This is a genomic window from Shewanella ulleungensis, assembly GCF_014648315.1.
In the GTDB taxonomy this organism is placed as follows: domain Bacteria; phylum Pseudomonadota; class Gammaproteobacteria; order Enterobacterales; family Shewanellaceae; genus Shewanella; species Shewanella ulleungensis.
The window spans coordinates 144,237-157,640 of sequence record NZ_BMQW01000004.1 but is presented as its reverse complement, the minus strand read 5'-3'; the positions used below and the strand labels follow the sequence as shown (position 1 = coordinate 157,640).

The following is a 13,404-nucleotide window of genomic DNA, read 5'->3' as shown; positions in this document are numbered from 1 at the left end:
TTATCCTGCCTTTACAACTAATTCCGGACTCTTCTGCTCAATTTTAAGCAGGTCAGCAACGGCAATATTCTTTGGTTTAACCAGTACGAAACAATCTAACCAGTTTTCAAAATCACTTAAAATTAAGTTGGCGTGCTCACTGCCCGTTTCAGCATAGTGAGTTTCGATTAAACCTTTTAGGTGTTGCTGGTGGATGGTTGATTCGACTTTTTGCGTATCAACCATTTCAGTGTTAACTCGGCGGTTAAAGCGACCAAATTGGTCGAAGACGTAAGCAAAGCCACCAGTCATACCCGCGCCAAAGTTAACTCCAGTTTTACCTAAAATCACCACGATGCCGCCAGTCATGTATTCACAACCGTTATCACCGACACCTTCAACCACAGCAATAGCCCCTGAGTTACGAACGCCAAAGCGCTCACCGGCTTGGCCAGCAGCAAATAACTTGCCGCCAGTGGCGCCATACAAGCACGTGTTACCCATAATTGCGCTGCGTTCACTTTGGAATGGGCTGCCAATCGGTGGGTGTATTACAATCTTACCGCCAGACATGCCTTTGCCGACATAGTCATTGGCATCTCCGCATAACTTAAGTTCTAACCCTGGACTATTCCATACACCAAAGCTTTGACCTGCACTGCCATTAAAACCAAGGCTAATCGGCTCTTTTGCACCTTTAACACCAATTTTTGTGGCAATAAAACCAGACAATGCCGCGCCAACAGAGCGGTCGGTATTGTTAATTGAGTATTGATACGAGTATGCCTCGCCAGCTTCAACTGCTGCTGAGCAGTCTGCTAATAACGTTTGGTTAAGCTGGCCAACATCTGACGGAGGATTGATTTCTTTCCAGGTCAATGCTGAGTTTGGTTTTACTGTTGGCTTATATAAAATAGGCGTTAAGTCTAAACCACGTTGTTTATCAGTTTGCCCTTCAAGTGCATGAAGCCAATCACTACGACCGACTAAATCTTCAAACTTGACTACACCTAATGCTGCCATCCATTCGCGCACTTCTTGAGCAACAAACTCAAAGTAAGTCATAACGCGTTCTGGTAAGCCATGATAGTGTTTGTCACGTAAGTTCTTATCTTGCGTTGCTACACCTGTCGCACAGTTATTTAGGTGACAAATACGTAAGTATTTACAACCAAGCGCGATCATTGGCACAGTGCCAAAGCCAAAGCTTTCAGCGCCAAGTAATGCTGCTTTAATCACGTCAGTACCGGTTTTTAAGCCACCATCCACTTGTAAGCGGATTTTATGGCGTAAGCCATTTTCAACTAACGACTGATGTACTTCAGCTAAACCAAGTTCCCAAGGAGAACCGGCATATTTAACTGAAGTAATAGGGCTTGCACCGGTACCACCGTCATAACCCGAAATCGTAATCATGTCGGCATACGCTTTAGCGACACCCGTTGCAATTGTGCCTACTCCAGGTTCTGAAACCAGTTTGACTGACACAAGTGCTTTAGGATTTATCTGTTTTAAATCGAAAATAAGTTGAGCTAAATCTTCAATCGAATAAATGTCGTGATGTGGTGGAGGTGAAATTAAAGTGACACCTGGGCGTGCATGACGTAATCCTGCAATTTCAACACTGACCTTGTGACCCGGTAACTGGCCACCTTCGCCTGGTTTTGCGCCCTGAGCGACTTTAATCTGCAGAACATCAGCATTAACAAGATAATGCGCTGTTACGCCGAAACGGCCCGATGCAATTTGTTTAATTGCCGAGTTACGTTCGCTGTTAAAGCGTCTTGCGTCTTCTCCACCTTCACCGGAGTTAGAGCGACCACCTAAACGGTTCATTGCAACTGCTAACGCCTCATGAGCTTCAGGGCTTAACGCTCCAATACTCATGGCTGCACTGTCAAAGCGAGAGTACAAGGTTTCTGCGCCTTCTACTTTGTCTGTGTCGATAGCGTCTAGTTGGCCTTTAATGCCAATAAGATCGCGTAACGTCGCTACTGGGCGGTCATCAACTAAGCGAGCAAACTTTTTGTACTCGGCATAATCTTGATTTTTAAGTGATGCTTGTAAGGTGTTTACAACATCAGGGTTAAAGGCATGGTATTCACCACCTTCAACATATTTTAATAGTCCACCTTGTGGAAGTGGCACATGAGTTCGGTACGCCGCAGTATGTAAAATCTTTTGATCGTTAGCGATATGTTCAAAATTAACACCTTCGATACGGCTAATCACACCCTTAAAGCATAAATCAATGACGTCACGCGCAAGTCCAACGGCTTCAAATTGTTGGCTGCAACGGTATGAGCCAACGGTACTGATCCCCATTTTTGACATGATCTTACGCAGGCCTTTCTCAATACCATAACGGAAGTTAAGCATTAATGGGGTGACGTCTTCTATTTGGTGTAACTTTGCCATCGCAGAAATTGATTCATAGGCAAGATATGGGTAAATGGCCGTTGCGCCAAAACCAAGTAACACCGCAAAATGATGTGGGTCACGTGTAGAGGCGGTTTCAACAATGATGTTAGTGTCACAGCGCAGGCTTTTATCAACTAAACGTGTTTGAACAGCACCGACAGCCATTGCAGCAGGGATCACTTGTGCATTTTGTGCAACAGCGCGATCAGATAGTACTAGCAAGGTTGTGCCGCTGCGTGCTAAACGCTCAGCTTCATCGGTAATACGATGTATCGCTTGTTCTAGGCTTTCGTGTGTGTCGTAGTTTAAATCAACGGTATTAGCACGGTAGTTCGTGCTATCTAGACCGAGCAACTGGTTAAAGTCACTGAACAGTAATATCGGTGAGTTAAACATTACACGATAAGCGTTACCTGTGGTTTCGCTAAATAGGTTTTGTTCGCGGCCAACACATGTTGCTAAAGACATCACATGTTTTTCACGTAATGGGTCGATAGGCGGATTGGTGACCTGAGCAAATTTTTGACGGAAATAGTCATATAACGAGCGTGACTTTTTCGACAATACTGCCATTGGGGTATCGTCACCCATTGAGCCGATTGCTTCTTCACCTTGACTTGCGAGTACCCAAATAACTTGCTCAAGTTCTTCGCGGGTGAAACCGAATTGTTTTTGGTATTGCAATAACGTTTTTGAATCAAAACCACTAGCGCCTAATTTCGTCGGAGCCATTTGTTCGGCAGGAATTAAGGTTTGGCTGTTTTTAGCCATCCATTCTTTGTAAGGATGACGACGTTTTAAATCATTATCGATTTCAAATGATTGGTATAAACGACCATTTACAGTGTCTAGTACTAATAACTCTCCAGGACCGACACGGCCTTTTTCAATCACTTCATCAGCAGCATAATCCCAAATACCCACTTCAGAGGCTAAGGTTAAAATACGATCTTTAGTGATCACATAACGAGAAGGGCGCAAGCCATTACGGTCAACCGCACAAGCAGCATGACGACCGTTGGTCATTACGATACCGGCAGGGCCATCCCAAGGTTCCATGTGCATTGAGTTAAAGTCATAAAAGGCTTTTAACTCATCATCCATTTCTGGGTTTGATTGCCACGCTGGTGGAATAAGCAAACGCATGGCGCGGTATAAGTCCATACCACCAGATAAGAGCATTTCGAGCATGTTATCAAGTGAGGATGAATCAGAACCTGTTTCGTTCACAAACGGAGCGGCTTGCTGTAAATCTGGTAGCAATGGTGAATTAAATTTATAAGCACGAGCTCGTGCCCATTGACGGTTACCCGTAATGGTATTGATTTCACCGTTGTGGGCTAAATAACGAAACGGTTGCGCTAATGGCCATTTTGGCGATGTATTGGTAGAAAAGCGCTGATGAAATAAACAAATAGCACTTTTTAAGCGAATGTCAGCAAGGTCTGTATAAAATGAGGGCAAATCTGCCGGCATCATTAAACCTTTATAGACGATCACTTGACCAGATAAACTGGCAACATAGAAATCTTTGTCATCGGTTATTTGTTGTTCAAGACGACGACGCGCCATATACAAACGGCGTTCAAGATCTTTTTCACGCCATCCCACTGGCGCATTAATCAGAACTTGATAAATTTGTGGCAAACTTGCCCGGCCAATCTCCCCCAGAACATCTGGATTAACCGGTACTTTACGCCAACCTGCAACACTCAATGTTTCTCTTTGTAGTTCTTTTTCTAAAATTAATTTAGCTTCGTCAGCGCGTTGTTCGTCCTGGCTGAGAAACAGCATACCAACGGCAAACTTTCGGCTTAAATGCCAATCGTTTTCTGCGGCGATAGCTTCAAAGAAACCCGTAGGCATTTGCATTAATAAACCACAGCCATCACCTGTGCGTCCGTCAGCTGCAATACCACCACGATGCTTCATTCGATCGAGACCATGAATTGCGGTGCGCACAATGCGATGACTAGCGTCACCGTCCATTTGTGCTATTAAACCAAATCCGCAATTGTCACGCTCAAAACTGGGATGATACAAGCTCATACAAAAAACCCCCTAAACCTCTACTGGATACGACTCGGGGTAAATGTGAAACATTCCATAGATATGCACCCGAACCATTCAAATTAAACTGAGAATGCATAAAGGTCAAACCAAAAAAATGCAACAAACTGAAATATAATTACCAAATAAGCGTAACAACCCACCAAGTTTACGTTAACGTTAACTGCGTTCTTGTTGCTATAACCTTATGAATAAAAACAATTTTAGAAATTATTCAAACAAATGATTACCTTTTAGTAACAATCAGTTAAAATTGTATGTGAAATAAAAATATTGAATTTTATTTCAAATACAGTTTATGGATAAAAAATTATTCTAAATGAGTAAATATTCATTTCTGGGCATGTAAATACGTCTGGCATTGTTTTAAACAGTTTTCCTTCCATATCTCAGTTTGCAGCATACTTGAATTGATCGAACGTTTTATTGATTTAGCACCAAGACAGACGTTTAACTGCTCCTTAAAATGACGCCCTTTTGATAAATATTAAGGGCTTATTGTGGGCTTAGACGATTACGTTAATACTTTTGGCTCTTACTGCAAATCTAGATACGGTGAGCGCATCAAAAAACTCACTATTGACGCGCAGTTTACCTGCCCAAATCGTGATGGCACATTAGGCATAGGAGGCTGCACCTTCTGTAATGTGGCCTCGTTTAATGCTCAACAAGGTCTCGAACAACCTATTTCAACTCAGCTTGCTGAAGGAAAGTTACGAGCTCACTTTCCTCCTTCTGATAAGCAAAAAACTCGACCGGCAAAAGTATCAATTGCTAAGTATATTGCTTATTTTCAGGCATATACGAGTACCTATGATGAATTTAGCCAGTTAAAACGCAAATATGATCAGGCGATTGAAGATAAAGACATTGTTGGTCTGCATATCGGTACTCGCCCAGATTGCGTACCTGACGAGGTCATCGATTTATTAGTTGAGTATCAACAGCAAGGGCTAGATGTGTGGTTAGAACTTGGATTGCAAACAAGTAATGCTTTGACACTCAAAAGGATTAATCGTGGCCATCATTTAAATGAATATCGCAAAACTGTTCATGCTGCACGCTCACGTGGAATTAAAGTATGCACTCACTTAATTTTAGGTCTACCAGGGGAAACGACGGCCGATTACTTTAATAGTTTACAAACCATATTAGGCATAGGTGTAGATGGGATAAAATTGCATCCTTTACATATCGTAGAAGGCAGTACGATGGCGAAGCAATGGCGTTATAAGCCTATGCCTTTATTAACTCTCGAGCAATATGCTTCAGCTGCAGCAACACTCATTCGTCATACACCTGAACACATTATTTATCATCGTGTAACCGCTTACGCTAAAAAGCCAATGTTACTTGCACCAGACTGGTGTGCTTACCGCTGGGATGGTCTTGTTGCGATTGTGGATGAACTTCGAGAATACGGTGGTCAAGGAAGCGCTCTTGTTGGGCAATATAAAACGGCTTAGTGTTATTAGGTGCGAGTGTGTTGTTAGTCTTTTTAATCGTCTTATTGGATAAATTAGTGCCAAAATGAGCTTTTTTTAAACATTGGTAATACCAGTGGTACAGAGGTGTTAATGAGTTGTTATCGTTTTAAATAAAAATGGCATGATCCTTTAGCAAGTCTTGCATAGGGTATTTTACTCGGTATTATGTTTGTAATTTTATAGAGTTAGATTTTAATAGAGGTGCCACAATGGCAACAACGCAGTTAGACTCAATATTGGATCTCAATACGCTTGAGCAATATATCAGTGCCATTGGTGCTGGGACCTTATTAAAAAGCGTCGTGTTATTTGAGCAGTTAATGCCTGAGTATGTTAGTAGTTTAGTTAAAGCTGATGATGCTAGTGACAAAGAAACTTTATGTGCAGAAGCACACAAGTTTAAAGGTGCGGCAGGTTCTGTTGGGTTAAAGCGCATTCAACAATTTGCTCAGCTATTACAGCATAGCGAAGAAGCTAACTGGGATGCGGATCATAAAACTTGGCTTGGCCAAATTGTTGAACATGCTGCTAACGATTTACAACAATTAAAAGAGTACTTGGAAGCTAAAGCCTAATTGCTATTAAGCTCGCATCAGTAAGTTTTTAAACGTAAGCACATAACAACGAAAAAATGCCTCATATTTATGAGGCATTTTTTATGGGCGTTTATCATGTAATCCACATCATTAACTTGTCATTTGACCTTATTTAATTCATTATTTGAATCAACAACGATAAGGGCAATCGCTTATATGAAAAACCTACCCAGCCTTAAAAATCTCTATTATTTAGTACATTTACATCAAGAACAAAACTTCAACCGTGCTGCAAAAATGTGCTTTGTGAGTCAGTCTACACTTTCTAGTGGTATCCAAAACCTGGAAGAACAATTAGGCTATCAGCTAATTGAGCGCGATCATAAGTCGTTTATGTTTACTGCTATTGGTGAAGAAGTGGTTGAGCGTGCTCGAAATATATTAACCAATGTGGATGATTTAGTTGAACTGGTTAAAAACCAGGGTGAACCAATGACCGGAGAGATCCGTTTAGGCTGCATTCCAACTATTGCACCATTTTTACTGAGTCGCGTGGTTAAGTTGTGCCAGCAAGATTACCCAAAGCTGAGCTTGCTATTAAAAGAAGACACTACTGAGCGTTTACTCGATGCGTTAGCTAAAGGTGAGTTAGATTTATTAATATTGGCATTGCCAGTTGATACTAATGGTTTCCATAGTATGAAAGTGGGTATCGACCCGTTTAAAATGGTAATGCACAAAGAGTTATCGCAAGGTGTTTTGCAGCCTATTGATTACCAAAAAATGCCAGATGAAAGTATCTTTTTACTGCAAGCAGAGCACTGCATTACTGGTCATGCGATTACAGCATGTCAGTTAGGTGATAGTACCAAGGTTAATCCATTTGCGGCAACCAGCTTGCATACGTTAGTGCAGATGGTTAATAGCAAATTAGGTACCACTTTTTTACCGCAGATGGCTATAGATACTGGCATTTTACACGACACTGATTTAATCGCTATGGACCCTCCTGGTGAAGCACCGTATCGAGATATAGGTTTAGTGTGGCGCCAAACAACTAGTCGTATTTCAACGTTTAGAACTTTAGGGTTAGCGATTCAGAAGAAATTGCTTGCTCAAGAATTACCAAGCAAAAAATAGACGAATTATAAGTGCGTTGATTTGATCGGAGCAGCACCAAATACTTCAATTGGGTGTTGCTTTCCTTTTAGGACAATTGGGCCTAAATCTGTTAATTCGTATTGGCTGTTTTGCTGCTCAAGCCGATGGACCACATCTCCAGATAGCAACATTCTTTGGCCTAATGGATTACATTGATCTTGTAGTCTTGCCAGTGTGTTGAGGACATCACTAAAGAAACTAATCTCTTGTTTATGTACGCCAACTACCGCCGCAACCACTTGGCCACAATGCGCTGCAGCCTTAAATTTAGGGACAAACCCATATTGTTGTTCAAAATATTGAGTTTGCCATTTGAGCTGCTGGCAAAATTCAAAATAAATGTTCATACAGCGATCGTGCTTTATACCTTGCTCCAAAGGCCAATGGATTAACACTGCATCGCCCATATAACGATAAATTTCCGCTTCATTGTCTGAAACGGTATCGGCCAACATACTAAAGCTGTCCTGAATTAAGCGGCTAAAACGATAATCACCTAAACTCTCTGCATGTGCTGTAGAAGAAACCATATCGATAAATAAGAATAATTGATGCTCATATCGAGGTTTATGGTATCTACCCAAACCAATATTTAGTAGAACTTTAGGTCCAACTAATAGAGCCATCTGTTCGATAAACGCTAAGCTAACCCGCACCACTACAAGGTATACCACCAGCGCCTGAAATGAAGGACTGTAAATAATATGTATGCTAAGCATTTGTCTTAGTGTCACCATGTGGTTGTCTATCGCCCACATATTTAAAAATTGAGTAACATAAGCAAGTGTGGTCGCACCGAGGAGTAAAAACAGGCCTTTAAATACCACTGAAAATAAATAGGGCAGGCGGCTGATAGCACTGAAGTCGGCGATTAAATTTGACATCCAATGTAATCCACCAAATATAAATCCCATGAATACCGCAAGCGTGGCTAAATCGGCATTACTAATGGCCCAATCTGGAAGCTGTGCGGATTGTGAATAGCGAAAAAACACAAATGACGCCATTGCGACGCACCAAGCAAACACAGCGAATAATAATTTTTGAGTCTGACGGCGTGCTTTCACTAGGAAATTAAGTGTCCGAATGGCTTAGTAATAATCGGTGTAGTTTATAGAATAACGGTTCGATTGGGACAGTTTATTTGTGATGTAGATCAAGAGATGTGCAGAAAAATGTGTCCTAGTGCATACTTTTGTCCAGATGATGTAACTTGTATTCAATAATCGTGATGGTTAATTTAGCCAAAGGCGTTATTTAAAATTTGTTGTGTAAACTCAATTTTTAAATAAAAACCGCGAGGATTAGATAACTGTATGCTACCGTCTTCGGCAATACTTTCGGTTAACGTTTGACTGTTAGCAGCCTTAGGCCGAAGCTGCAATACCTCGCCATGGCGAGCTGTGATTTTATCTACTTTTCCCAGAGCGATAAGCTCCATGATTTCTTCCCAATCTTGTTGCAATTGTTGAGCTTGTAGCGCATTAGGTTGCCACAGTATAGGTGTGCCTACGCGTCGCTCTGCAACGGGAATACTGCGCTCACCTTCTACTGGTACCCACAATACGTGTTGCAGCTTATGAAATACAACACTGTCTTGCCATGTTAATCCTTGAATATTAACCAGTGGGGCCACGGTGACATAAGTGGTTTCGAGCGGTTTGCCTTTACAGTCAATAGGGATTGTTTTTAACTCAATACCGAGGTGAATAAAGTCTGGTTGTGGTTTCGAACCGGCTAATGCGCCTAATTCAGATTCGATCAATTGCCCAACCCAACCTTTATCGCGTCTTAGGTTTTCTGGTACTGATATTTGGTTATCTGCTGCAATATCTGCAAGGCGAATACCCGCCATATCATGCGCTCTTTGCATTAATTCATGAATGTCTTTAGGGGACGATTTTGCCATGAGCTAATAAGTACCTCTATATTGATGCAAGTAATCTCTGAGAAAAGTGTTTATACAATGATATTACCATGAGTAATCGTTAACTTGCCTGGAATGGCTTAATTGCTGTTGGTCGTTGGCAATACGTATATTAATGGAGATTTTGAACTTAACCTTCGCCAAGCCAAAAACAGTGTGCAATATGCTATCAAGTATTGATTAACAATAACAAGTTTACTGAGTTTATTATTCTTGGTTAAAAAATAACCTCAAGTGTTGCAAATAACAAAAAACAACAAAATGATACTTTAAGTTATTGTTTTTAAGTTTCTTTTTTTCTTTCGTATTTCAAAGGTTTTAGTTTGTCCCAAGTTACTCTCCCTTTTCCCTGTATTTCACACATAGTTATCCACAGATTTAATGGATAACTGTTATTTTCAATGTCTTTAACTGATTAAAAAGGCCAAGTCAACGCAATAAAATAGCTTTTTTATCAGTTTATTTTCAAAAAAGCCTTGTTATTTGTGTATAACTTATAAGGTAAGCAATGCATTTAGGTAACATCTGTAATGCTGTTTGATTTTTGTTCAGTTATTGCGATCGATCATAATCCTTAGCCTTTTAAATTTTTATCGCTTTGTATTTGTTAAGTATTTTTGTGGTATTTGTATGGTTATTAAAAATTGTTAACTGCTGGTTTTTACATCTTAATCAAGGTTTACCAAAGTTTCGAACAGAGATATCCACAGAATTTGTGGATAATCTACAGTTCTATCGAGTTTGGCTGTTGATAAAGTGTATTTGTGCACAATGCTATGCAATTATCCACAATGTAAGGTATTGGCAGCTTCTTACACTTGTTATTGAGCGCAGCTGTATTTTACTTTAAGTGCGATGAAATTGATGAGTGAATCCTAGCCAAGAGTAAAGCAAAGACTTAATTTTATGCAATTTCCTGATTTTAATTTAATTATCCCGCTAACTAAGGTGAATTGAGGGTAAATAGAGGTTTGCCGATAGGCATGCTTTGTGAAACAATCAAACGATATAAAATTTGTTAATTTTGGAGTCCATGTGATTGATAGCGACGGCTTTCGCGCAAATGTGGGCATCATTATCTGCAATAAATTTGGACAAGTAATGTGGGCCCGACGTTTTGGCCAACATTCATGGCAGTTTCCACAAGGTGGGTTAGATGATGGCGAATCTGCGGAAGAAGCTATGTATCGTGAACTTTACGAAGAAGTGGGGCTGAGACCCGAACATGTTCAAATTTTAACATCCACTCGCTCTTGGTTACGTTACCGTTTACCTAAGCGTTTGGTACGCCAAGAAAGCAAACCTGTTTGCATTGGCCAAAAGCAGAAATGGTTTTTACTACAATTAAAAGGTCACGATAATACCATTAACTTAAATTCTTCAGGTCATCCTGAATTTGATGATTGGCGTTGGGTGAGTTATTGGTACCCGGTTCGTCAGGTAGTGTCTTTTAAGCGCGATGTATATAGAAAGGTGATGAAAGAGTTCGCATCGACGACATTAGCGCTGCAAACGCGCGAATTTAGTAACAAACGAAGCAAACAACGGAGTTAACTGATTTCATAGAGGGTTGAAACAGTGATAAATATGCTCAGGGATATCACCCAAGCTGTAGCGAGAGCCAATAGCTTGGAGAGTGCATTAAATATTTTGGTGTCACAAACGCGCATCGCGATGGCGACGCATTGCTGTTCTATTTATATCCTCGAGCAACAAAACCTGGTGTTATCGGCCACTGAAGGACTTGAAAAGTCCGCTGTCGGCCGAGTCAGTATGCCTCTTTCTGAGGGCCTCGTCGGCTTAGTCGCCCAACGTGAAGAAGCCGTTAACTTGGCTGACGCACGTATCCACCCGCGTTTTAAATTATTCCCCGAAGCTGTTGAAGAAGAGTATCGAGCCTTTTTGGCGGTTCCAATTATTTTTCAAAAGTTGGTTGTGGGTGTGATTGTTGTACAGCAGCCTGAAGCTAGACAGTTTAGCGAAAACGAAGAAGCATTTCTGATGACGTTGGCTGCTCAGCTTGCGGTTGTGATTAGAAGTCTTAAGCATAAAGCTGCCATTACCAATGTTCAGCATCAAGTTGTATTCAGTGGTGTTACGGCATCGAGTGGTATCGCGATTGCCCACGGCTTAGTGCTGGGTGGCACTATTTCATTAGAGCAGCCAGAATTACATTGCGCAGATATAGAAAGTGAATTGCGTCGACTAAAACATGCTATGCAGCGTTGCAGTGACATGTTGTCTTCGATATCACAGCGTTTTGAACGCGAAAAGTCAGCCGATGTTGCCTCTATTTTTACCGCATTCCAATTACTCCTCGACGAGTCTAGCTTAGGCGGTGAATATGCCCGCGAAGTTGCACTTGGTTGGCAGCCAGAGTCGGCGGTGAGTCGTGTCTCGTTGCGCTATATTGAACAGTTTTTGGCGATGGAAGACCCGTATTTAAAAGAACGGGCCAGTGATATTCGAGAACTAGGTCAAAAAGTCCTACGACAATTGATTGAGCCTGGACGCTTAGAGGTTGATCCAGATAAGCCGGTTATTTTAGTTGCCAAAGAAGTTGATGCGACATTACTCGCTGAATTTCCAAGACAAAAGCTAGCGGGTATTGTAACAGAGCGTGGTGGGGTTAATGCCCATGCTGCAATATTAGCTCGCGCTTTAGGTGTCCCTGCTATTGTGGGTACAGAAGATATTCTGTCGGCTGATATCGATCAAAAACTATTAGTGCTTAATGCCACGAGAGGGCAACTTCTTGTTTCACCTTCTCCGGCAGTAATTGAAGAATATCAATTACTGCTTGATGCTGATGTTGAAAAGCAAAAGCAATTTTCTGCTGAGTTAAGTTTACCGTCGATTACAACCGATGGGCAGCGGATCCAGTTATATCTCAACGCAGGCTTATTAAGTGGTATTGCGTCTGAAATTGCCGAAGGTGCTGACGGTATTGGTCTTTATCGTACCGAAATTCCCTTTATGCTTCATCAACGCTTCCCGAGTGAGAGTGAACAAATCAATGTTTATCGTCAGGTGCTTAGCGCTGCAGGTGATAGACCTGTTGTGATGCGCACGTTAGATGTAGGTGGAGATAAGCCTTTACCATATTTTCCAATCAAAGAAGATAATCCATTCTTAGGATGGCGTGGTATTCGGTTGTCGCTTGATCATCCCGAATTATTTTTGGTGCAGTTACGGGCCATGTTACAAGCGGGTGGTAAAAGTAATCAGCTACAAATCTTATTACCTATGGTGAGTAACCTCGATGAGATCGATCAAACTTTAGCTTATCTTGAGCAAGCCTTTACCGAATTAAGCCGAGAATTAAATACAATTTTAGTGAGACCTAAAGTGGGCGTCATGCTTGAAGTGCCAGCATTACTTTATCAGTTACAAGATGTGGCCAAGCGTGTCGATTTTGTGTCTGTAGGCAGTAACGATTTGACGCAATATCTGCTCGCTGTCGATCGTAATAATCCTAGCGTTAGCTCATTATTTGACAGCTATCATCCTGGGATCTTACGTGCCCTAAAAATGGCCGTTGATGATTGTAAACATTACGACTTAGATGTGAGTGTCTGTGGTGAATTAGCCGGCGAACCCTATGGTGCCTTATTATTGGTGGCGATGGGCTACCACAAGTTGAGTATGAACCAGGCCAGTTTAGCTAGGATTAACTATTTACTTAGACGTGTTTCACAACAGGATTTATCAGAGTTACTTATAGTTGTGCTGAGCCAATGTAACGGCCAACAAGTAAGAACTTTATTAGCTAATTTTTTACAACAGCATGGTTTAGAAGATTTAGTTAATCCGTAAGTAGTAA

8 protein-coding genes are annotated in these 13,404 nt (G+C 41.3%); 5 read left to right on the top strand and 3 right to left on the bottom strand.

The features are described 5' to 3' along the window. Positions 1-4,449: a glutamate synthase large subunit gene (gltB, locus tag IEY40_RS09650; protein WP_188955589.1), complete on the bottom strand. Its 4,449-nt coding sequence runs from the start codon at positions 4,447-4,449 to the stop codon at positions 1-3. A gap of 521 nt (positions 4,450-4,970) precedes the next feature. Here gltB and mnmL point away from each other — a divergent pair. The 3 genes from mnmL to oxyR all read left to right on the top strand — a co-directional run bounded on the left by mnmL (position 4,971) and on the right by oxyR (position 7,633). Continuing rightward, positions 4,971-5,936, top strand: a complete 966-nt coding sequence (gene mnmL, locus IEY40_RS09645) for a tRNA modification radical SAM protein MnmL/YtqA (RefSeq protein WP_188955587.1) — start codon at positions 4,971-4,973, stop codon at positions 5,934-5,936. A 230-nt stretch (positions 5,937-6,166) separates the two neighbouring features. Beyond that, positions 6,167-6,532: an Hpt domain-containing protein gene (locus tag IEY40_RS09640; RefSeq protein ID WP_188955585.1), complete on the top strand. Its 366-nt coding sequence runs from the start codon at positions 6,167-6,169 to the stop codon at positions 6,530-6,532. Between the two features lie 177 nt (positions 6,533-6,709). Next, a complete protein-coding gene (gene oxyR / locus IEY40_RS09635) occupies positions 6,710-7,633 on the top strand; it encodes a hydrogen peroxide-inducible genes transcriptional activator OxyR (protein WP_188955583.1) in 924 nt (307 codons plus the stop codon). 5 nt (positions 7,634-7,638) lie between these two features. On the opposite strand, the gene IEY40_RS09630 is transcribed toward oxyR, so the two are convergent. Continuing rightward, positions 7,639-8,661, bottom strand: a complete 1,023-nt coding sequence (locus tag IEY40_RS09630) for an adenylate/guanylate cyclase domain-containing protein (protein WP_188955581.1) — start codon at positions 8,659-8,661, stop codon at positions 7,639-7,641. Between the two features lie 233 nt (positions 8,662-8,894). Then, complete coding sequence (gene mutH, locus IEY40_RS09625; protein WP_188955579.1) at positions 8,895-9,563, bottom strand: DNA mismatch repair endonuclease MutH; 669 nt, start codon at positions 9,561-9,563, stop codon at positions 8,895-8,897. A 1,053-nt stretch (positions 9,564-10,616) separates the two neighbouring features. On the opposite strand from mutH, the gene rppH reads away from it, so the two are divergent. Together rppH and ptsP are read left to right on the top strand one after the other, a co-directional pair. Continuing rightward, complete coding sequence (gene rppH, locus IEY40_RS09620) at positions 10,617-11,135, top strand: RNA pyrophosphohydrolase (protein ID WP_188955577.1); 519 nt, start codon at positions 10,617-10,619, stop codon at positions 11,133-11,135. 24 nt (positions 11,136-11,159) lie between these two features. Beyond that, positions 11,160-13,397, top strand: a complete 2,238-nt coding sequence (gene ptsP, locus IEY40_RS09615; protein ID WP_188955575.1) for a phosphoenolpyruvate--protein phosphotransferase — start codon at positions 11,160-11,162, stop codon at positions 13,395-13,397. Positions 13,398-13,404: the final 7 nt, after the last annotated feature.